The sequence below is a fragment of the Bacillus sp. 17RED48 genome (assembly GCF_019837545.1).
Lineage (GTDB): Bacteria > Bacillota > Bacilli > Bacillales > Bacillaceae_G > Bacillus_A > Bacillus_A wiedmannii.
The window spans coordinates 11,798-32,213 of sequence record NZ_JADAXG010000008.1 but is presented as its reverse complement, the minus strand read 5'-3'; the positions used below and the strand labels follow the sequence as shown (position 1 = coordinate 32,213).

Genomic DNA, 20,416 nt, shown 5'->3' with positions numbered 1-20,416 from the left:
TTATTAATTTATATGTATTAATGAGATTTACAACTTACAACCGAAATTTGAATAATATTGAAAGAAAATAATAGCGTGATAAAAATTATTACCACATACTAATAGTAAATCTTATTACTAGATATAACAAGTATTAATAAAAAGGTCTGCACTTATATTTGTAAGTGCAGACCTTTTTATGCAGATAGATTCATTATGCTTCGTTAAATATAACATCCCCTTCTTCAGCAGGCCATTCACCTTCTAATTCCATGTCGTCTAACATCATTTCAGCCGTAAAGACAATCGCTATTAAATCCTTATGGTAGTCTCCGCTAGGCAAATAGTGACTAGGTCCAAAACAATCCCTATCAATTTCTTTATAGTGCAATTCCATATTTAACATGAATTTCAACATTTCATCGCCTGTAATTTCACCAGAATCAGATACAGCAACGGTTCTACGTTCGTTATCCCCTAAAACGCTTAAATTCCCACTAATTTTACGCACCTGCAATCCCCTCATACTATAAGTTTTAAATAATTTTAGTATAAACTCATTGCAGAATTAACAGAAGTACCTTGTAAGCCCATAACAAAAACCCCCTATACACGATTATTTCTAATCACATACAAGAGGTTGTTTTAAATTTATTATTCATTTTCAACACGGAACACCAACAATAAAAAACGCGCCCAGAGGGATTCGAACCCCCGGCAGACGTGGTACCGGAAACCACCGCTCTATCCGACTGAGCTATGGGCGCATGATTATAAAGACACTTCATTTTCTTTCCATAATAATAGCAATAAAATCCATCTAAATCAATAAAAATATCCCCGTAATCCTTTATGCACCTTAGTTAGTAGTATATTAACTAAACACTCTCTCCTAAATTTTCCAATCATAAATTCACCCCAACTCACAAATTATAATCTTTGAATTGATATTCCAAAGGGGGCTTCATTCAATGACTGTAATTACAAAACTAAAGCAAACTGTTTCTGGATTAAAAAGTGCACAAGCTAGCTTAGAGGGATTCGCTCTTGATACGGATAACCAACAAGCAAAGCAACTTTTCCAAACAGCTGCAGAGCAAACGCAAACGATTATTGATTCTTTAAACCCACGCGTTGAAGAAGTCCAACAAGAAGAACCACAATACTCACAGCAATAACAGATTCGTCATGCTGTGAAATAGAAAAAGGATGATATGCAGTCATCCTTTTTCTATCACATTACATATTGCAATAGAAATGGAATGATAATCATGCGAAAACTCGGCCTCATAACCGCGTTATTTGCCCTTCTATGTAGCTCTTTTGCCGGATGTGATAATAGTCCCTTAGATAAAAAAGTGAAAGAAGAAGCAAAACGAACGGAGAAAGAAAAAGGTCCCAAACTAACAAAGACGAGTACGGAATCCTTTAATCAATCTATATCACAAGGTGCCAAGAAAAGTGCTCTCGCTATGGATGAAATTATAAAAAGCACCGCAGTGAATTCAAATTTAGATCTCTACATAGCAGTTACACCTGAGCATCACGAAAGGTTTGGGCTAAAAGCTTTGCGTAAGAAGCTTCAAAAGCAGCTAAGTGATGAGCATCCTACTTTCGATGTTCGTGTAAGTACTGATAAAAAAATCTTTATGTTACTCGAAAAGCTTGAGAGCAAAATTAAGAAAAAAGAAGTATCTAAAGACGAGATCAATAAGCAATTAAAACTCATTGGGAAAAAAATGGAGTCTAACACTTAACGCTTTTTAATAGAAAAGGAAGGATCGCAATGTCTAGTAAAGATAAGAACTTAACCCCTGTGCAACAAGAGTATAAAAAATTCGAGCAAGAACGCGAACCGAAGCGCCCTGTCTTGAAAAATTGTATTAAAGCCTTTTTCGTCGGTGGTTTTATTTGCTTCATCGGACAACTCATTTCTACGTTTTATATCACATATTTTGATTTCACTGAGCGTTCAGCAGGAAATCCGACAGTCGCAACTCTCATTTTCATTTCCATGTTACTAACTGGATTCGGTATATACGATCGGTTTGGACAGTTTGCCGGAGCAGGCACAGCTGTACCTGTCACTGGATTTGGTAACTCTGTTATTGCCGCATGTATCGAACACCGAACGGAAGGGTTCGTCCTTGGTGTTGGTGGTAACATGTTTAAATTAGCTGGATCCGTTATTTTGTTTGGTGTATTTTCGGCTTTCGTCATCGCACTTATTAAAACGATTCTCGTTCAATGGGGAGGGCTATAAATGTTACAAGGACACCGAACGTGGGTATTTGAAAACAAACCAGTTATTATTTCGACAGGAGTCGTTGGCGGACCATTTGAAGCGAAAGGGAAAATCCCAGAAGACTTCGATATCCTTCATGAAGATTTATGGCTCGGACAGGATTCCTATGAAAAAGCACATAAAATTTTATTCGAAGAAGCTTGTAGCCGAGCTACTGAAAAAGCAGAACTTCGTAAAGATGATATCCAATTCGTACTTGCAGGAGATTTAATTAATCAAATTACTCCTACAAGCTTTGCTTGTCGTACACTCGGCACTCCTTATCTTGGATTATTCGGTGCTTGTTCTACTTCTATGGAAGGTTTAGCACTTGGGGCAAGTATCGTAAATGCAAAAGGTGCAAAATATTTATTAACTGGGGCATCAAGCCATAACACCGCGGTAGAAAAACAATTCCGCTATCCAACTGAATACGGCGGTCAAAAGCCTCCTACCGCACAATGGACAGTAACCGGGGCAGGCGCGGCTATTTTAAGTGACACTGGACATGGTCCTAGGGTAACATCTGCAACAATCGGACGAGTGGTTGATATGGGACTAACGGATCCGTTTAATATGGGCGGTGCGATGGCTCCAGCTGCCGTCGATACAATTGAAGCCCACTTGCGCGAACGCCAAATTGATGCCTCTTACTACGATTTAATCGTAACAGGCGACCTAGGACATGTCGGACGCGAAATTGCTTATGACTTACTACATAAACACGGAACAAAAGTGACAAGCGAACAGTTTCAAGATTGCGGGCTACTCATCTATAGAGAAGGACAACCTGTCATAGCTGGTGCTAGCGGACCAGGATGTTCTGCAACAGTTGTATACGGTCATTTATTAAACCGAATGAAAAGAGGAGAGTTCAAAAAAATACTTGTCGTTGCGACAGGCGCTTTACTATCTCCACTTACATTCCAACAAGAAGAAACGATTCCATGTATCGCTCACGCCGTTTCGATTGAATTTGGAGGTGTAACGCAATGATTTTTTTCTGGGCTTTCGTCATTGGCGGACTCATATGTGTAATCGGCCAACTTATGTTTGATGTTGGCAAGCTAACACCCGCTCATACAATGGCAACACTCGTTGTTGCCGGTGCTATACTGGACGGATTCAACCTGTATGAACCATTAATCGACTTTGCTGGAGCCGGGGCAACTGTACCTATTACAAGTTTCGGTAATGCCCTCGTTCACGGCGCAATGGAAGAAGCTGCAAAACACGGCATCGTCGGTGTCATTACGGGAATGTTTAAAGTAACGAGCGCGGGTGTATCCGCAGCTATTATTTTCGGCTTTATTGGCGCATTGCTGTTCAAACCGAAAGGATAAGAGGTGTTTGTATGACAGTTATCGCTAGCGTTAAAACCTGCCTTGCTAGTGTAAGGGGCGCTCAAGCAAGTTTAAGCTCCCTTTCACTAAATTCACAGGACGCGGAATCAAAACGCTTATTTCATGAATGTATGTTAGAAATGGACAGCATCATCGCTGATTTACAGAATAGAGTTTCAGTATTAGAACGCGAAGAACCTCAATATAAAGGGTTTTAAGTAGACTGGAGGAAATGACTATGTCTCACCTGCCTGAATGGACACTTGTCATCCTTCGCTCTGTATTCATATTAATTATTTTATTCACTATTACAAAATGCTTAGGAAAAAGACAAATCTCTCAACTTTCCTTTTTTGAATACATAGCGGGAATGACAATCGGTGATATCGCTGCTCAAATATCTACAGGGCTTGATCAAAAGTTTTTCCATGGTGTCTTTGCCATACTTATTTTCGCCTCGGTACCTTTTTTCGTTGGAATTCTTTCCTTAAAAAACAAAACTGCTAGAGACTTTTTTGAAGGAAAGTCTACCGTTTTAATAAAGGACGGCAAAGTACTTGAGGATAATTTAAAGAAAGAGAAATATACAAGTGATGAATTACTTGAACTTCTTAGAGGAAATGGTGCATTCAGTATAGCTGAAGTCGAATTTGCTGTCTTAGAACCGAGCGGAGAATTAAATGTATTATTAAAGAAAGATTCTCAGCCACTTACAGCAAAAGACATCGGGTTAAAAGTACCTAATGAAAAAGAACCGCAAACTGTTATTATGGATGGCAATGTCTTAGATGAACCTCTATCCTCTAGTGGACATAACCGTGCTTGGTTACATTCTGAACTAGAAAAGCTCGGTGTTGTTATTGAAAATGTCTTTCTCGGTCAAGTGGATTCATACGGACAACTTACTATCGACATTTATAATGACAAACTACAAATGCCTTCTCCTCAAAACAAGCCTTTATTATTAGCATCTTTAAAAAAATGTCATGCTGATCTTGAACTATTTTCCCTAGAAACAAAGTCGAAATCAGCAAGCGAAATGTATAGTAAAAACGCGAAACACATCGAAAAGATTTTAAATAAAGTAACCTATCTTTTAAAAGAATAGATATCGAAAGAACGCTTCAGTAAAAAGGCGTTCTTTTCTTTTTTCTACAACTTTCATGACGTTTAAATTTATGTAATTCGGTTATGATGTTGAAGATACATAAGCAGGGAATTTCAAAAACATAGCGAATAATTCATGGTACAACTACATATTTTTTTGATTTAAAGTGGTTTCGTTTGACCTTTATTGACCATAATTGTATTATAAGACTAAGAAAGCTTTAGAAGGAGGAAATAACAGATGAATTTAATTCCTACAGTAATTGAACAAACAAATCGTGGAGAACGCGCTTACGATATTTACTCTCGACTATTAAAAGACCGCATCATTATGCTTGGTAGTGCAATTGATGACAACGTAGCTAACTCAATCGTTTCCCAGCTTTTATTCTTGGAATCTCAAGATCCAGAAAAAGATATTCACATCTACATCAATAGCCCTGGTGGTTCTATCACAGCAGGTATGGCAATTTACGATACAATGCAATTTATTAAACCACAAGTATCAACAATCTGTATCGGTATGGCTGCATCTATGGGTGCATTCTTACTTGCAGCAGGTGAAAAAGGAAAACGTTATGCACTTCCAAACAGTGAAGTAATGATTCACCAACCACTTGGCGGAGCACAAGGTCAAGCGACTGAAATCGAAATCGCTGCAAAACGTATCCTATTCTTACGTGAAAAACTAAACCAAATTCTTGCTGACCGCACAGGTCAACCACTTGAAGTACTACAACGCGACACAGACCGCGACAACTTCATGACAGCTGAAAGAGCTCTAGAATACGGCTTAATCGATAAGATCTTTACAAATCGTTAATAACTAAAGGTGGAAGCGGCTCGTTCAGAATCGCAGGGTGTTGGAGCTTTTACATCCGAGACGCTTTTTGCCTCGAATGTAAAAGCGAAACAACCGGAGATTCTAGCCGCTGGAGCTAGATAGATCTAAAACGAAAGCGCCCTCTTACAGGGCGCTTTTTTATAATTAAACCTCCGCACGTGCGCCCTACATACCCGCCCCCCAACAACAAACAACAAAACAAAAAAGCTATCGCACATGCGCGATAGCTTCTTATTGTATATATGCAGCTAATGCTTCTAAAGCTTCTTCTGCATCTGAACCTTCTGTTGTAATTGTTATCATGCTACCAGTTCCAATTGCTAAGCTCATAATCCCCATTATGCTCTTTGCATTCACTGTCTTTCCATCTTTCTCGATGAAGATATCCGCATGAAAGCGATTAGCCTCTTGTACAAACAACGCAGCCGGACGTGCTTGTAAACCGTTTTTTAATGAAACCTTAACTCGTTTTTGAACCACAGCTCCATTTCCCCTTTAACCTCTTATTTTTTTGCTACCGTTTCCCCCGCGCGTAATTTCTCTGCAATCTCATCGATTTTACGCAAACGATGATTAATACCCGATTTACTAATTTTCCCCCCGGATACCATCTCGCCTAACTCTTTCAATGTTACATCTTGATAATCTCTTCGTAATTGTGCAATTTCTCGCAGTTTATCTGGTAATATATCAAGACCAACCGTCTCATCAATATAACGGATATTTTCAATCTGCCTTAGCGCTGCACCAATTGTTTTATTTAAATTGGCTGTTTCGCAGTTCACTAAACGATTTACTGAATTACGCATATCACGAACAATTCGAATGTCTTCAAATCTTAAAAGTGCATTATGAGCGCCTATAATATTTAAAAACTCCGTAATCTTTTCTGCTTCTTTCAAATACGTAATGTACCCTTTTCTTCTTTCCAACGTCTTACTATTTAAATCAAATCCGTTCATCAATTCACATATAGCATCATTATGTTCCTTATATAACGAAAAGACCTCTAAATGATAAGATGATGTTTCTGGGTTATTTACTGAACCACCTGCTAAAAATGCACCGCGTAAATACGATCGTTTACAACATTTCTTCTCAATCAATTCTTGTGATATATTTCGAATCAACGAAAAGTCGTCTCGAACAATATGAAGATCAGCTAATATTTCGCGAGACTTCTCAACAAGCCGCACAATATATACATTATTTTTCTTCAATCGCATTTTTTTACGAACAAGTAATTCTACCGTCACGTCATATCCTTTTTTCAAAAGCGTATAAATCCTTCTTGCAATTGCCGCATTCTCCGTTTGAATATCGATAGATAGACGACGATTTGAAAAAGAAAGCGATCCGTTCATTCGAAGTAACGCTGATAATTCTGCTTTCTCACAGCATTCCTTCATCTCAAGATTCGTTAGCTCTTTCTTTGTTTCTGATGCAAATGACACAGTCAACACCTCCTTATACGATTACTTTGGAACAAAAATCTTGTCCTATATGAAATGATGAGCGTTACCTCAAAAGAGGCAACGCACATCTACAAGAGTGAATATAAAATAGAAGCTAGTTTTAATGTATCGTGCCTTACAACACGATCATCATACTTCGCTAATTGATCTTGAATGACATCAATATTGCTCTCTGTAAAACGCTCTTCATCTACTACAACTGGTGCCGACATTTCTTCCTCATATAACTGACGTAATTCACAAGGAATATCACGGTTATTTACAATTGCAGTATCGATAAATGGTTTACCTAAATGATCATGTAACGCCTGCACATGGTCAAACGCAGTATATCCCATCGTTTCACCAGCTTGCGTCATAACATTACACACATATACCTTCTTCGCTTTTGCAGCAAGAACAGCGTCCCCGATTTTGTTAACAACTAAATTCGGTAATATACTCGTATACAAACTTCCTGGACCAAAAACAAGTAAATCAGCTCGTTTAATTTCAGCCAACGTTTCATGTAACGGCTCTACATCTTCTGGAGTTAAAAAGACGCGGTTAATCTTCTTCCCGGAATAAGGAATCTTTGATTCACCTGTTACAATTTCTCCATCTTCTAGTTCCGCATGAAGTACCGCACTTTGGTTCGCTGCCGGTAACACACGTCCTCTGACATTTAACACTTTACTCGTTTCCGTAATCGCATGGAAGAAGTCTCCTGTAATCGAGGTCATACCCGCTAATAATAAATTTCCTAACGCATGACCTTTCAGCCCGTCTCCCGTTGTGAAACGATGCTGAAATAAAGCTTCCACCAGCGGCTCTACATCTGATAACGCAACAAGTACGTTACGAATGTCACCTGGGGGTGGAATTTCGAGCTCATCACGTAATCTACCTGAACTGCCACCATCATCAGCGATTGTAACAACTGCTGTAATATCAACCGGATATTGTTTTAATCCTCGTAATAAAACAGAGAGTCCAGTACCGCCTCCCATGATAACAATTTTAGGTTTTCTCTCTTTTTTCATCCCTTAATGGCCCTTTCTCTTCTCCACATCACGATGAGATACATGAACGCTATACTCTGGTTTCAAATGTTTCCCAAGGTATTCTGTAAGCGTAACAGAACGATGCTGTCCACCTGTACATCCAATTGCAATTACAAGTTGACTCTTGCCTTCTCTTTTATAATGAGGCAGCATGAAAGTAATAAGATCCATCAATTTTTCTAAAAACTTATGTGTCTCATTAAATTTCAGTACATACGATGAAACTTCTTCATCTAGTCCTGTTAATGGCTTCATATGTGGAATGTAATATGGATTTGGTAAAAAACGAACATCAAATACTAAATCGGCATCAATTGGAATACCGTACTTAAATCCAAATGACATAACATTTACACGAAACGCTTGCTCAGTTTCAGTTGAAAACAGATGAACAATTTTTTCACGTAATTCTTTCGGTTTTAAATCCGATGTATCCAGCACAATATTCGCTCGTGCCTTCATATCAGTTAATAAGCCACGCTCCATCTCGATTCCCTTTAACGGCAAACCAGTTGGTGCAAGTGGATGCGAACGTCTCGTTTCTTTATAACGAGTTACAAGCGTGCCATCTTTCGCATCTAAGAATAAAATATGAGGAATAATCCATGTACGTTCTGATAAATCATCAAGTGCTCCCCATAAATGTTCGAAAAACTCTCGGCCACGTAAATCAACGCCAAGTGCCACTTTATTCATTTTCCCTTTTGAATCCGCCATAAGCTCAATAAACTTCGGCAATAACATCGGTGGTAAATTATCTACACAGAAATATCCTAAATCTTCAAAACTTTGTAAAGCTACTGTCTTTCCAGCTCCAGACATTCCTGTAATAATTACCATTTTTATATCATTATTCTCTGTCATCGTATCCTCTCCTTGACGGTTTAACTCGGATCTAATCGATATGAAAGCAACTCAAAATCTGGGGTATATACAAATGTACCGTAGATTATGCCATTTCCTTTAATTAAATAATCAATAATGTGATAATCTCCTGGTGCCATTGCTAAATCATCAATTTTGTCAAATGTATGCCAACCAATGATGCCTTCTTCGCTCTCTAGTTTGTTTTCTCCTGCAAAATCTGTCGCTAAAAAGGAGAACATCATCCATTCAGAAACAACTTTATCACCTTCTTGGATGACAAAGGTGAAGACCCCTTTTAACGCTGGGTTCTTTAAATAAATACCTGTTTCTTCACGATACTCGCGAACAACGGAATCTCTTACTGTCTCACCACGCTCCATTTTCCCGCCTGGTGCAACCCACCAATTTCGGCGAGGTTTTTGGAGTAAGAGTACTTCATTATCTCTAATTAACACACAGTTTGTCACTCTTTGCATGTTTCTTCACCTCAGCTACTTGCAGTAAATTTCTCACTGCATACTCATTTCATTATACTATCAAAAACAGTTTGCTACAACGAAGGAGCCAGTCCTCTTTCGCTAAGCACATGCTACTCAACAATTTTAAAAAAGCTTTCTAGAACAAGCAATGTAAATGCCTAGACTTTCAATGAATAGCATAAAAAATCCCCTTAACGATTTTTATCGCCAAGGGGATTAAAGTCCTTATTTCTTACCGAAATAAGTAACAATCGCAAATCCTAAAATAAAGGTAATAATTGAACTTATAATTGAAAATCCTCCAGTTGGAATACCAGGGAACACAATTACAATCGAGCCGATAACAAGTCCAATAATTGCCGCAAATGTCATACTTTTATAACGATCTAACAAGAAACTAATTCCTTTACTACTTACAACAAACCCCGCCATAACACCAGCACCGATAACTACGATTAAAGGTAAGTTCAGTGTAGTTAAAGCATTAATTGCTGTCGGATACACACCAATAATTAATAAAATAAATGATCCGCTAATTCCAGGAAGCAACATAGCCATACTAGCCATCCAGCCCGCGAAAAATAAACCAATTGCATTTAAAATTGTTAACGTCGTAATTGGATCTGCTGCCTTATCTGGTTTAAAGAAAGCTGTAATCGCAACAAGAATTGCTGCAACTATTAATAAAACAATGTGCTTACCTTTAAACGACGACTTTGCATCAGCTTCTCTCATTAACATCGGTAATATACTAATAATTAAACCGAGGAAGAAAAATTGAGTCGGTTCATAATGATTTGCAAGTAAATATTTAATAACGTGGCTTAACGTTAAAAACGCTGCTGCCACACCAGCTGCAAGGGGAATTAAAAAGCCTAAATGTTTTTTCCATTCGCGACTAAAGAATCCACTAATTGCCGCAAGCAATTGTTCATAAATCCCTAACACAACAGCGATTGTACCGCCGCTCACACCAGGAATTAAATCACTAACGCCCATACAAAATCCACGATATATATTACGCCATTCCATACTGAATAAATTCCTCATTTCTTATAGTGATTTTTCCGTAAAGTCCAGTATATCAATAAGAAAGCTTATAATCTTAATATTTTTTGACAAAACTTTGACATTTTCATAAAAAAAGAAGAAAGCTCCTATTGGTAGCTTTCTTCTCAAAAGGCATATTATCCCTTATTTTTCTGATACAGTTTTTAGTTCTTCTAATAATTCTTCTACATAATGTTGAGCACTTTGTGCTGCGATACTACCATCACCTGTTGCCGTTACAATTTGACGTAGCATTTTTTCACGAACATCTCCAGCTGCGAAAATACCAGGAACTTTCGTTTCCATACGCTCATTTGTTTCAAGGTAACCATTTTCATTTGTAATACCTAGTTCAACAAATGGTTTTGAAAGTGGTAACATACCGATGTATATGAATACGCCGTCAGTTTTGACTTCTTTCTCTTCTCCACTGTTTACGTCTACAAGTGTCACGCTTCCTACTTTACCATTTGCATCGTTAATTTCTTTAATAGTGTGATTCCAAATGAAATCTACTTTCTCGTTTTGGAAAGCACGATCTTGTAAAATTTTCTGTGCACGAAGAGTGTCACGACGGTGAACGATTGTTACCTTTGATGCGAAGCGTGTTAAGAACACACCCTCTTCAACAGCAGAATCTCCACCACCAATAACTACAAGTTCTTTTCCTTTAAAGAAAGCCCCATCACATACTGCACAATATGATACACCACGGCCGCCAAGCTCTGTTTCGCCTGGCACACCAATTTTTTTATATTCTGCACCGCTTGCAACGATAATTGCACGTGCTTTATATTCTTTTTTACCAGCAATAATTGTTTTGTATTCTTTACCATCGATGACTGCTTTCACATCACCGTATGCATATTCAGCACCAAATTTCTTCGCATGCTCAAACATTTTATTTGATAAGTCTGGTCCTAAAATGGACTCATAACCTGGGTAGTTTTCTACATCTTCTGTGTTTGCCATTTGGCCACCTGGAATACCACGCTCAAGCATTAATGTGCTTAAATTCGCACGAGATGTATATACTGCAGCTGTCATACCAGCTGGTCCTGCACCAATAATAATGACATCATAAATTTTTTCTTCTGACACATCATTCACTCCTATTCATTCCTACACAATTAAGTTACCCTCATTATACTGTTAGCATCATTTTTTTCCCAATGATTTGCTTACCCTATGTGTGCGTACGCTTAACAGCCTGCACATACTTTCGAACAGTCGCTACAGATACATTATATACATCTCCAAGCTCCGACTGTGTCATCTTATTTCCTTGTTCGCCGCGCACAATATATTCAACCGCAGCTGACCAGCCGTATACATTTGTAAAAACTGCCCCAGATGTATATAAACGTATGAACGTACAAAACCAAAATTGTAAACACTCTTCGATTAATTCATCATCTTTTTTCGTATAATTATATAAAGCATCCGCAATTTGCGCGCACTGTTCAAATTGCTGTAAATCCGCTGGAATGCTCTTATGGCTATTAAGTAAAAAGAAATACTTTGCAAGTTGCGATACGATTGGAACACCGTTTTTCGCCTGCGTTACATCAAAGAAGAATCCCACCTTCTCTGGCGTTGACAATTCATTCATTAAATATAAAGCTAGCATTTGTTCCTCTAGCGTCGCACTTTGTTGAAATGATTTTCGTAATTCTTCAAATAATACGTTTTGTCCTTCATCTGCTAAATTCAGCGCATTCCACGGTTCTTTTCCCTTTTTATCAGGGTGCAATTCTACAACATGCTGCCACATTTTTTCAGCTACTTGCTGATCTTTCACCATATAAGCAGAATATGCAAACCAATAATAAAAACTAACGTCTCCCTCGTATCCTTGACGCTTTAATACTTTGAACCATTTATATGCAGGCTCAAAATGACCAATTGTTGCAAGTGTCGTTCCTAGTTTCAAACGATGCTCGAACGAAATCGGATATACTGAAACTAACTGCTCCGCTAACGCTTCTACTTGTTTATGCTCTCCAATTGAATATAGGAAAATAAGCGTATTACAAAGCGCATGTATATTACCAGGATTTTTCTCTAAAATCATTTCCGTTAACTTCAGAGCTTTATCTACATTACCAGATTGAAAATGTGCAATGGCTAAATTATTATGACCCGACCAAAATTCCGGATAATCTTTTGTAACAATTTCTAATGTAGCAATTGCTTCTTCCAATTGTCCGTTACGAATATAACGATTCGCTTCTTCCTGCATAACAATTAGATCATCTTCATCCTCAATCTCTTCCTCGCCCATCGCTTCTTCTTCCATAATTTCAAGTAATTCTAATGTATCTTCTACAAATTCCTTCTCTTCTGCAACTTCTAAATAGCGATCCGCATACTTTTTCGCCTGCTGAAATAGCCCCATATATGCATAATTATTTGCAATAAAATAATAGCATTGTTCAAGTTCTGGATTAGATCTAACAAGCTTAAAGAAGATTTGATTCGACTCTTGATATTCACCAGCCTCAGATAATACTGTTGCTAATTGACATAAAATAAACGGCTCCTTCTCACTTTGTGCCGCTCTTCGAAAATATTTAATTGCATCTTGCAATTTCTGCCCTTTGTAAGCCCTCATCCCTTTTTTATAAAAGAATTCCGCTAATTGATTAAAAGAGATAACTTGTCCGTTCTCCTTATATATTCCTTGATTTTTCCCCATATATCCTCCAGTTTTTTGTTTTCTTCGTTCACACATTCTTCTATCTATAAGTATAAACGATTCCGTAAAAAACAAAACAGTATATTATACTCAATTATTTCCTTTTTATTCATTAAAAAAGAAGAGAAATGTTACATTTTTAGCATCAACCTTCTCTAGCATCCATTTCTTCTTTCGTATAAATAACACGCATTGGATTTCCACCCACGAAAGCACCACTTTGGACATCTCTATGAACAAGTGTGCCAGCTGAAATAATCGCGCCATCCCCAATTTTCACACCTGGTAATATAGTCGTATTTGCTCCAATCATCACTTCATTTCCTATGATGACCTCTCCAAGTCGATATTCGCGAATTAAATATTCATGTGCTAAAAGCGTTGTATTATAGCCGATAATCGAATTCTCTCCCACAGTTATCTTTTCTGGGAACATAATATCCGGCATTACCATAAGCGCAAATGATGTTTTCTTTCCGACTTTCATCCGTAAAAATGTACGGTACAACCAATTCTTGACGGATAAAAATGGTGTATAACGCGCAATTTGGATAATAATAAAGTTCTTCATTACCTTCCAAAAAGACACTGTTTTATACACATTCCATAATGAATTTTCTCCCGAAACAGGATAGCGCGTTGTCCGTCGCACTTAACTCGCTCCTCTACTAAAAAGTGAAACTGTAAGTTAATAGGGAAATACACCCCCACTAACTTACTTGGACCTTTATAAACGGTTCATATTAGACAAAATTGGTAGCAAATCACTCATTTTATCTAGCATAAAGTCCGGCTTGTAAGCCTCTAAATATGCTCTACCTTTCAACGTCCATGAGACAGCAGCTGTTTTCGTACCCGCATTTTGTCCACCAACAATATCATGATGGTTATCCCCAACCATCAATGCTTCTTCCGGTTTCGCATCTAATAACTCAAGCGCTTTTTGAAGTGGTTCTGGATGTGGTTTCACATGCTCTACATCATCAATTGTCACGACAACATCAAAAAATTCATCAAGCTTTGATAACCTTAATCCCATCTCAACTGTTTGTCTCGCTTTCGTTGTAACAATACCAACTTTATAGCCTTGCTTCTTCAACTCTTGAACTGTTTCATATACAGTTTCATATTCTTCCACTAATTCATCGTGATGATCATGGTTAAATTGACGATAACATGTAATCATCTCTTCAACCTTGTTGTCATCAATCTTGCTGAAAGTATCATGTAAAGAAGGGCCGATAAATGGCAATACATCTTCACGCTTATATTGATTTGGATAATATGTATGTAACGTATGTAAAAAAGAAGAAATAATAAGTTCGTTTGTATTAATTAAAGTTCCATCTAAATCAAATAACACTGTATTTATTCTCATTGCCTTAGTCCCTTCTCTTTCCTGAATATGAAAGAAGCAGCACCTTATAATAAGATGCTACTTTTCTCTAATTTTCCGAATATCTTTTATCAGCTTGTCCCATTTTCCGTCTCACAATAATGAAAACAATAGAAATAACAACAAGTCCAATTGACATTACTTGTGCGATACGAAGTGGTCCTAACATTAAACTATCTGTACGTAAGCCTTCTACGAAGAAGCGCCCTATTGAATACCAAATTAAATATGTGAAGAATAATTCCCCGCGTCGTAAATTCACTTTTCGTAATGAAAGTAATAAAATGACACCTGCAAAATTCCATAATGATTCATATAAAAACGTTGGGTGATAGTACACACCCTCAATATACATTTGATTAATAATGAAATCCGGTAAATGAAGTCCTTCTAAAAACTGTCTCGTTACTTCATCACCATGCGCCTCTTGGTTCATAAAGTTTCCCCATCGACCAATTGCTTGTCCTAGTAAAATACTTGGCGCAGCAATATCAGCCAACTTCCAGAATGAAACCCCGCGTCGTTTTGCAAAAAGAATTCCTGTAATAACAGCCCCGATTAAACCACCATGAATCGCCAAGCCACCTTGACGAATATTAATAATTTGACTCGGGTTTTGCGCGTAATATTCCCATTCAAAAATAACATAGTACATTCTCGCAAATAGAATAGCGATCGGTACTGCAATTAATACAAGGTCAACAAATGTATCTTTTGGAATACCTAGCCTTTCTCCCTCGCGAGTTGCTAGCCAAAGACCTAATAGCACACCCGTACCGATAATAATCCCGTACCAATAAACAGGAAACGGCCCAAGTTGGACAGCTACGCGGTCAAGCTGTGGTACAGAACCTAACAGCATATGTATGACCTCCCTCTCCAAAGTTTACTCCTGATTTCCTAACTCAATCGCACTCATTAATCGTTCAGAGAACTGTTGTGCTGCATTGACTCCCATACGTTTTAAACGGAAGTTCATCGCTGCTACTTCAATAATAACAGCCAAGTTTCGACCAGGACGAACTGGAAGTGTAATCTTTGTAAGCTCTGTATCAATAATCTTCATCTTCTCTTCATCAAGACCTAAGCGATCGTAATTTTTCTTTTGATCCCAAATTTCAAGATTAATAACAAGTGTAATACGCTTATAATTTCGCACTGCCCCTGCACCGAATAACGTCATCACGTTAATGATACCTAGACCACGAATTTCTAATAAATGCTCAATTAAATCTGGTGAGCTTCCGACTAACATGTCTTCATCTTCTTGGCGAATTTCTACACTATCATCCGCAACAAGGCGATGACCACGTTTTACAAGCTCAAGAGCTGTCTCACTTTTACCGACACCACTTTGACCTGTAATTAAAACACCAACACCGTAAATATCTACTAACACACCATGTACAGCTGTTGTTGGTGCTAACTTACCTTCTAAATAATTAGTTAAACGACTTGATAATCTTGTTGTCGTTTGAGAAGAACGTAATAAAGGCATACCTGATTCACGCGATGCATGCAGTAACTCATCTGGTACATCTTGATTACGAGTTATAATAATACATGGCGTCTCCTCAGTACAAAGCGCTTTCATTCTCTCTTGCTTTTGCTCTGACGTTAATGTGTCAAAGAACGTAAGCTCCGTCTTTCCAAGAAGCTGCACACGATCAGCTGGATAATATGTGAAAAATCCTGCCATTTCAATTCCAGGTCGTGATAAATCACTTGTATCAATCGGACGATTAATTCCTTCTTCACCACTTATTAACTCCAATTGAAATTGTTCAATTAAATCTTTTGTCCTTACTTTCGGCATATGTATAAACCTCCACTCCGCTGCGGGTTCAGTCTCATTTGATGTAAAATTCCATTCTACCGGATATTGTACCATTTTTTTCTGGAAACAAGAAATACGGTTTCTAATAAATAGAAAAAAACATTTCATATACATCATGAAATGTTTTTCTTTTTGTCATTTTCTCTTTTTTTCATACAGTGGCTCCACAATTGCCTTTTCAATAATCATATTAAAAATTGAAATACAAATTGCCGCTACAATCGCTACACCGAATCCTGATATATTAAATGCATCTCCTAATAATGAATCTGCTATTTTTAACGTAATCGCATTAATAACAATTAAGAAGAACCCGAAAGTTACAAGAGTAATTGGTAGCGTAATTAAAATTAAAAACGGTTTTACGAACACATTTAAAACAGCCAAGATAATACTCGCAATAATTGCAGTTTGTATATTTGCTACGTAAAACGCGTCTGGCGCAATCCCTTTTAAAAGTCCCGATACAGCGATTAACACAACGCTATTTACAAGAAGTGATACAATCCATCTCATTTCCTTACACATCCTTTTGACATATATATTTCATCATACGCTAATAGATAAGAAACGCAAGTATCATACAAACACTTATATCAACTTATTCTATTCTCCATGCTTGTATACCTACTAACATTCCCTCGCAAAATAAGGACCACACCATCTATGTTCATGAGTTTTTACAAAAGTCCAAGTGAACTCTTTATCTACAATATAAATATCGCCTTTATACATATCGCCCCTCTCACACAATATATCCTCCATATGTAATAAACTCGTATCTTTTATTAGCAGTACATCATCACAATGTTGATAGAATATGTAACAATTCTTTTTCACTTCATTATGAAACGCGTTCTCCGCTTCTTCACCCTCTAAACACTTCTTTTTCTCATAACTAAATATGTGCCAAAGATACCCACATGCATACTTATCTCCATACAGAAAAATGTCTTCTTTTTCCTCATCACTTAAATGGTTTGCAAAATGACCCTCCCAGCGTTTGCGAAAATAAACACCCCAATTTTGAAACTCTCTTACCTTCATATTTTTCTTTCTTAAAATATCTACAAACTCCATTTTCTCCCCCTATGAACGAAAAACCGAGTGTCATTTCCACTCGGTTTTTTAGTAATACACTTATTGCGATAATTCTACTTCTTTTATTTTCTCTTTCATTCTTGCTTTATCACGAACTAAAATATCTTTTAAATACTTACCTGTATACGAGCGCTCTTCTTTCACTACTTGCTCTGGCGTTCCGGAAGCAACGATTTGTCCACCTTTGTCTCCACCTTCTGGTCCAAGGTCAACGATATAATCAGCTGTTTTAATTACATCTAAATTATGTTCAATAACAAGAACTGTCTCGCCACTTTCAACAAGGCGTTGCAGAACTTCTAGAAGACGCGCGATATCATGTGCATGCAAACCAGTCGTTGGCTCATCTAAAATATATAACGTACGCCCTGTAGAACGACGGTGTAATTCAGAAGCTAATTTCACGCGCTGTGCTTCTCCTCCAGATAACGTAGTAGCTGGCTGCCCTAATTTCATATAACCAAGCCCTACATCTACAAGCGTTTGAAGTTTACGCTTAATTTTCGGGATATTAGCGAAGAACTCTACTCCATCTTCAATTGTCATCCCTAACACTTCAGAAATGTTCTTATCTTTATACTTCACTTCTAACGTTTCGCGGTTATAACGTTTACCATGACAAACTTCACACGGAACGTATACGTCTGGTAAGAAGTGCATTTCGATTTTAATAATTCCATCACCACGGCACGCTTCACAACGTCCACCTTTTACATTAAAGCTGAAACGTCCTTTTTGATATCCACGCACTTTCGCTTCATTCGTTTGTGCAAACACATCACGAATATCATCGAATACACCTGTATACGTCGCTGGATTAGAACGTGGTGTACGCCCGATTGGCGATTGATCAATATCGATTACTTTATCCAAATGCTCAAGACCTTTAATTTCTTTATGAGTACCTGGCTTCGCTTTCGCTTTATATAACTTTTGCGCTAATGATTTATATAGTACTTCATTAATCATCGTACTTTTACCGGAACCAGATACACCCGTTATCGCTACAAACGTACCAAGCGGGAATGACATCTTTGCATTCTTTAAGTTATTCTCTTTTGCACCGATAATTTCCACTTTACGTCCGTCACCTTTACGTCTTTCAAGTGGAACCGGAATAAACTCTTTACCGCTTAAATACCTCCCTGTTAGCGAATTATCATCTTGCATCACTTCAGCTGGCGTCCCCGCTGATACAACTTGACCACCATGAATACCTGCACCAGGTCCGATATCAAGTAAATAATCAGCAGCCATCATCGTATCTTCATCATGTTCAACGACAATTAACGTATTACCTAAATCACGCATCTCTTGCAACGTACGAATAAGACGATCGTTATCGCGCTGATGTAAACCGATAGAAGGCTCATCAAGAATGTAAAGTACGCCAGTCAGACGAGAACCGATTTGCGTCGCTAAACGAATACGCTGCGCCTCACCACCTGATAAAGTTCCTGCAGCACGACTTAACGTTAAATAATCTAACCCGACGTTCACTAAGAATCCAACGCGCTCCTGGATTTCTCTTAAAATTAAATGAGCAATTTTTTGTTGCTTCTCCGTTAGCTCTACATTCGAGAAGAATTCCTGTACTTCTTGAACAGAATACTTCGTTACATCAGCAATCGTTTTATCACCAACGAAAACAGCTAAACTCTCAGGCTTTAAGCGTCCACCTTTACACTTCGGACAAGCTTGCTCTGCCATATACTTTTCCATTTGCTCACGGACATAATCAGAACTCGTTTCACGATAACGACGTTCGATATTTGGAATAACACCTTCAAATAAAATCTCATTTTCCTTTACTTGACCAAATTCATTTACATAGCGGAAATAAACTTTCTCTTCACCGCTTCCGTACAACACTTTATCAAATAAATCTTTCGGTATATCTTTCACAGGCACATCCATATCAACGCCGTAATGATTACATACAGATTGTAAAAGCTGTGGGTAATATTGTGAGCTTGTCGGTTCCCAAGGCGCAATCGCATGTTCATTTAATGATAAATCCCAATTCGGAATGACAAGTTCTAAATCTACCTCTAACTTTGAACCAAGTCCATCACAAGAAGGACACGCCCCGAATGGACTATTGAATGAGAACATGCGCGGCTCTAATTCTCCGATTGAAAAGCCACAATGCGGACAAGCATGATGTTCACTAAATAGAAGTTCCTCTTCTCCCATTACATCAATTAACACTCGGCCCCCGCCAAGCTTTAATGCACTTTCAAGTGAATCCGCAAGACGGCTTGCAATCCCTTCTTTTACAACAATACGGTCAATTACAACTTTAATGGAATGCTTCTTATTTTTATCTAACGCAATATCTTCAGATACATCAAGCATTTCACCATCAACACGTACACGAACATATCCTTGCTTCTTAATGTCTTCAAGCACTTTCACATGTGCACCTTTACGCCCAGAAACGATAGGAGCTAACACTTGTAATTTCGTACGTTCAGGATATTCAAGTACACGGTCTACCATCTGCTCTACTGTTTGTGATGTAATTTCAATACCATGATTCGGGCAAATCGGCGTACCAATTCGTGCGAATAGTAAACGTAAATAATCATAAATCTCCGTTACCGTTCCGACAGTTGAACGTGGATTACGACTCGTTGTTTTTTGATCGATTGAAATCGCTGGAGATAAGCCTTCAATTGTATCCACGTCAGGTTTATCCATTTGTCCTAAAAACTGGCGCGCATACGCAGATAACGATTCTACGTATCTGCGTTGCCCTTCTGCATAAATCGTATCAAACGCTAATGATGATTTCCCTGAACCAGACAATCCCGTCACAACAACAAGCTGATTTCTCGGAATGGTTACATCAATATTTTTTAAGTTATGTGCTCTAGCACCTTTTACGACAATAAAATCCTTGCTTATGCT

Annotated in this window: 24 protein-coding genes and 1 tRNA gene; 8 read left to right on the top strand and 17 right to left on the bottom strand. The window is 37.9% G+C overall.

Annotated features, from left to right (window positions below; all coding sequences use genetic code 11):
- Positions 1 to 193 precede the first annotated feature (193 nt).
- Both ILT06_RS25060 and ILT06_RS25055 read right to left on the bottom strand, forming a co-directional pair.
- Positions 194 to 490: a hypothetical protein gene (locus tag ILT06_RS25060; RefSeq protein WP_222655634.1), complete on the bottom strand. Its 297-nt coding sequence runs from the start codon at positions 488 to 490 to the stop codon at positions 194 to 196.
- A 180-nt stretch (positions 491 to 670) separates the two neighbouring features.
- Positions 671 to 746: transfer RNA gene (locus ILT06_RS25055), tRNA-Arg, on the bottom strand.
- Positions 747 to 950: 204 nt separating this feature from the next.
- Here ILT06_RS25055 and ILT06_RS25050 point away from each other — a divergent pair.
- The 8 genes from ILT06_RS25050 (at position 951) to clpP (ending at position 5,536) form a co-directional block, all read left to right on the top strand.
- Complete coding sequence (locus ILT06_RS25050; protein WP_000216160.1) at positions 951 to 1,157, top strand: DUF1657 domain-containing protein; 207 nt, start codon at positions 951 to 953, stop codon at positions 1,155 to 1,157.
- Between the two features lie 93 nt (positions 1,158 to 1,250).
- Positions 1,251 to 1,736 carry a YhcN/YlaJ family sporulation lipoprotein gene (locus tag ILT06_RS25045; RefSeq protein WP_103655914.1) on the top strand — a complete coding sequence of 162 codons (486 nt, stop codon included), beginning with the start codon at positions 1,251 to 1,253 and terminating at the stop codon, positions 1,734 to 1,736.
- Positions 1,737 to 1,765: 29 nt separating this feature from the next.
- Positions 1,766 to 2,242, top strand: a complete 477-nt coding sequence (gene spoVAC, locus ILT06_RS25040) for a stage V sporulation protein AC (RefSeq protein WP_000095399.1) — start codon at positions 1,766 to 1,768, stop codon at positions 2,240 to 2,242.
- Positions 2,243 to 3,259 (top strand): stage V sporulation protein AD, encoded by a 1,017-nt coding sequence (spoVAD, locus tag ILT06_RS25035; protein ID WP_048563458.1) that lies wholly within the window; start codon positions 2,243 to 2,245, stop codon positions 3,257 to 3,259.
- Positions 3,256 to 3,606: a stage V sporulation protein AE gene (gene spoVAE / locus ILT06_RS25030; RefSeq protein WP_000575919.1), complete on the top strand. Its 351-nt coding sequence runs from the start codon at positions 3,256 to 3,258 to the stop codon at positions 3,604 to 3,606. The genes spoVAD and spoVAE overlap by 4 nt, the downstream gene beginning before the upstream one ends.
- A gap of 11 nt (positions 3,607 to 3,617) precedes the next feature.
- The gene (locus ILT06_RS25025; RefSeq protein WP_064476217.1) at positions 3,618 to 3,824 is read left to right on the top strand and encodes a DUF1657 domain-containing protein; all 207 of its coding nucleotides are present in this window, start codon (positions 3,618 to 3,620) and stop codon (positions 3,822 to 3,824) included.
- A 20-nt stretch (positions 3,825 to 3,844) separates the two neighbouring features.
- Positions 3,845 to 4,714, top strand: coding sequence for a DUF421 domain-containing protein (locus ILT06_RS25020; protein ID WP_064476216.1), 870 nt, complete (start codon positions 3,845 to 3,847; stop codon positions 4,712 to 4,714).
- 240 nt (positions 4,715 to 4,954) lie between these two features.
- Positions 4,955 to 5,536: an ATP-dependent Clp endopeptidase proteolytic subunit ClpP gene (gene clpP, locus ILT06_RS25015; RefSeq protein WP_001049163.1), complete on the top strand. Its 582-nt coding sequence runs from the start codon at positions 4,955 to 4,957 to the stop codon at positions 5,534 to 5,536.
- Positions 5,537 to 5,788: 252 nt separating this feature from the next.
- Here clpP and ILT06_RS25010 read toward each other — a convergent pair whose 3' ends face one another.
- From ILT06_RS25010 to uvrA, 15 genes are all read right to left on the bottom strand, one after another.
- Complete coding sequence (locus tag ILT06_RS25010) at positions 5,789 to 6,037, bottom strand: HPr family phosphocarrier protein (RefSeq protein WP_000250305.1); 249 nt, start codon at positions 6,035 to 6,037, stop codon at positions 5,789 to 5,791.
- A gap of 23 nt (positions 6,038 to 6,060) precedes the next feature.
- Positions 6,061 to 7,011 (bottom strand): DNA-binding protein WhiA, encoded by a 951-nt coding sequence (whiA, locus tag ILT06_RS25005; RefSeq protein WP_064476215.1) that lies wholly within the window; start codon positions 7,009 to 7,011, stop codon positions 6,061 to 6,063.
- A gap of 89 nt (positions 7,012 to 7,100) precedes the next feature.
- Entirely contained in the window at positions 7,101 to 8,054 is a 954-nt protein-coding gene (locus ILT06_RS25000; protein WP_000712182.1) for a gluconeogenesis factor YvcK family protein, read from the bottom strand.
- Positions 8,055 to 8,057: 3 nt separating this feature from the next.
- Positions 8,058 to 8,939: an RNase adapter RapZ gene (gene rapZ / locus ILT06_RS24995; RefSeq protein WP_103655917.1), complete on the bottom strand. Its 882-nt coding sequence runs from the start codon at positions 8,937 to 8,939 to the stop codon at positions 8,058 to 8,060.
- Positions 8,940 to 8,959: 20 nt separating this feature from the next.
- Positions 8,960 to 9,418: an NUDIX hydrolase gene (locus ILT06_RS24990; RefSeq protein ID WP_001190080.1), complete on the bottom strand. Its 459-nt coding sequence runs from the start codon at positions 9,416 to 9,418 to the stop codon at positions 8,960 to 8,962.
- 228 nt (positions 9,419 to 9,646) lie between these two features.
- The gene (locus ILT06_RS24985; RefSeq protein WP_000455195.1) at positions 9,647 to 10,453 is read right to left on the bottom strand and encodes a DUF368 domain-containing protein; all 807 of its coding nucleotides are present in this window, start codon (positions 10,451 to 10,453) and stop codon (positions 9,647 to 9,649) included.
- Between the two features lie 162 nt (positions 10,454 to 10,615).
- Positions 10,616 to 11,572: a thioredoxin-disulfide reductase gene (trxB, locus tag ILT06_RS24980; RefSeq protein ID WP_001288065.1), complete on the bottom strand. Its 957-nt coding sequence runs from the start codon at positions 11,570 to 11,572 to the stop codon at positions 10,616 to 10,618.
- Positions 11,573 to 11,657: 85 nt separating this feature from the next.
- On the bottom strand, positions 11,658 to 13,169 hold the full coding sequence (locus tag ILT06_RS24975) for a tetratricopeptide repeat protein (RefSeq protein WP_064476214.1): 1,512 nt from the start codon (positions 13,167 to 13,169) through the stop codon (positions 11,658 to 11,660).
- 145 nt (positions 13,170 to 13,314) lie between these two features.
- The gene (locus ILT06_RS24970; RefSeq protein ID WP_149173758.1) at positions 13,315 to 13,821 is read right to left on the bottom strand and encodes an acyltransferase; all 507 of its coding nucleotides are present in this window, start codon (positions 13,819 to 13,821) and stop codon (positions 13,315 to 13,317) included.
- Positions 13,822 to 13,896: 75 nt separating this feature from the next.
- Complete coding sequence (gene ppaX / locus ILT06_RS24965) at positions 13,897 to 14,547, bottom strand: pyrophosphatase PpaX (protein WP_064476212.1); 651 nt, start codon at positions 14,545 to 14,547, stop codon at positions 13,897 to 13,899.
- A gap of 67 nt (positions 14,548 to 14,614) precedes the next feature.
- Positions 14,615 to 15,427: a prolipoprotein diacylglyceryl transferase gene (gene lgt, locus ILT06_RS24960; RefSeq protein WP_149173759.1), complete on the bottom strand. Its 813-nt coding sequence runs from the start codon at positions 15,425 to 15,427 to the stop codon at positions 14,615 to 14,617.
- Positions 15,428 to 15,451: 24 nt separating this feature from the next.
- On the bottom strand, positions 15,452 to 16,381 hold the full coding sequence (hprK, locus tag ILT06_RS24955) for an HPr(Ser) kinase/phosphatase (protein WP_222655633.1): 930 nt from the start codon (positions 16,379 to 16,381) through the stop codon (positions 15,452 to 15,454).
- Between the two features lie 156 nt (positions 16,382 to 16,537).
- Positions 16,538 to 16,918: a phage holin family protein gene (locus ILT06_RS24950; protein WP_001267307.1), complete on the bottom strand. Its 381-nt coding sequence runs from the start codon at positions 16,916 to 16,918 to the stop codon at positions 16,538 to 16,540.
- A gap of 114 nt (positions 16,919 to 17,032) precedes the next feature.
- Positions 17,033 to 17,482 (bottom strand): DUF4275 family protein, encoded by a 450-nt coding sequence (locus tag ILT06_RS24945; protein ID WP_222655632.1) that lies wholly within the window; start codon positions 17,480 to 17,482, stop codon positions 17,033 to 17,035.
- Positions 17,483 to 17,542: 60 nt separating this feature from the next.
- The gene (gene uvrA, locus ILT06_RS24940; protein ID WP_222655647.1) at positions 17,543 to 20,413 is read right to left on the bottom strand and encodes an excinuclease ABC subunit UvrA; all 2,871 of its coding nucleotides are present in this window, start codon (positions 20,411 to 20,413) and stop codon (positions 17,543 to 17,545) included.
- Positions 20,414 to 20,416: the final 3 nt, after the last annotated feature.

What these genes read in the sequence shown, in the direction of transcription:
- ILT06_RS25050 (WP_000216160.1), top strand. Translation starts at nt 951, where the DNA reads ATGACTGTAATTACAAAACTAAAGCAAACTGTTTCTGGATTAAAAAGT.
- ILT06_RS25045 (WP_103655914.1), top strand. Translation starts at nt 1,251, where the DNA reads ATGCGAAAACTCGGCCTCATAACCGCGTTATTTGCCCTTCTATGTAGC.
- spoVAC (WP_000095399.1), top strand. Translation starts at nt 1,766, where the DNA reads ATGTCTAGTAAAGATAAGAACTTAACCCCTGTGCAACAAGAGTATAAA.
- spoVAD (WP_048563458.1), top strand. Translation starts at nt 2,243, where the DNA reads ATGTTACAAGGACACCGAACGTGGGTATTTGAAAACAAACCAGTTATT.
- spoVAE (WP_000575919.1), top strand. Translation starts at nt 3,256, where the DNA reads ATGATTTTTTTCTGGGCTTTCGTCATTGGCGGACTCATATGTGTAATC.
- ILT06_RS25025 (WP_064476217.1), top strand. Translation starts at nt 3,618, where the DNA reads ATGACAGTTATCGCTAGCGTTAAAACCTGCCTTGCTAGTGTAAGGGGC.
- ILT06_RS25020 (WP_064476216.1), top strand. Translation starts at nt 3,845, where the DNA reads ATGTCTCACCTGCCTGAATGGACACTTGTCATCCTTCGCTCTGTATTC.
- clpP (WP_001049163.1), top strand. Translation starts at nt 4,955, where the DNA reads ATGAATTTAATTCCTACAGTAATTGAACAAACAAATCGTGGAGAACGC.
- ILT06_RS25000 (WP_000712182.1), bottom strand. Translation starts at nt 8,054, where the DNA reads ATGAAAAAAGAGAGAAAACCTAAAATTGTTATCATGGGAGGCGGTACT.
- rapZ (WP_103655917.1), bottom strand. Translation starts at nt 8,939, where the DNA reads ATGACAGAGAATAATGATATAAAAATGGTAATTATTACAGGAATGTCT.
- ILT06_RS24990 (WP_001190080.1), bottom strand. Translation starts at nt 9,418, where the DNA reads ATGCAAAGAGTGACAAACTGTGTGTTAATTAGAGATAATGAAGTACTC.
- ILT06_RS24985 (WP_000455195.1), bottom strand. Translation starts at nt 10,453, where the DNA reads ATGGAATGGCGTAATATATATCGTGGATTTTGTATGGGCGTTAGTGAT.
- ILT06_RS24975 (WP_064476214.1), bottom strand. Translation starts at nt 13,169, where the DNA reads ATGGGGAAAAATCAAGGAATATATAAGGAGAACGGACAAGTTATCTCT.
- ppaX (WP_064476212.1), bottom strand. Translation starts at nt 14,547, where the DNA reads ATGAGAATAAATACAGTGTTATTTGATTTAGATGGAACTTTAATTAAT.
- lgt (WP_149173759.1), bottom strand. Translation starts at nt 15,427, where the DNA reads ATGCTGTTAGGTTCTGTACCACAGCTTGACCGCGTAGCTGTCCAACTT.
- hprK (WP_222655633.1), bottom strand. Translation starts at nt 16,381, where the DNA reads ATGCCGAAAGTAAGGACAAAAGATTTAATTGAACAATTTCAATTGGAG.
- ILT06_RS24950 (WP_001267307.1), bottom strand. Translation starts at nt 16,918, where the DNA reads ATGAGATGGATTGTATCACTTCTTGTAAATAGCGTTGTGTTAATCGCT.
- ILT06_RS24945 (WP_222655632.1), bottom strand. Translation starts at nt 17,482, where the DNA reads ATGGAGTTTGTAGATATTTTAAGAAAGAAAAATATGAAGGTAAGAGAG.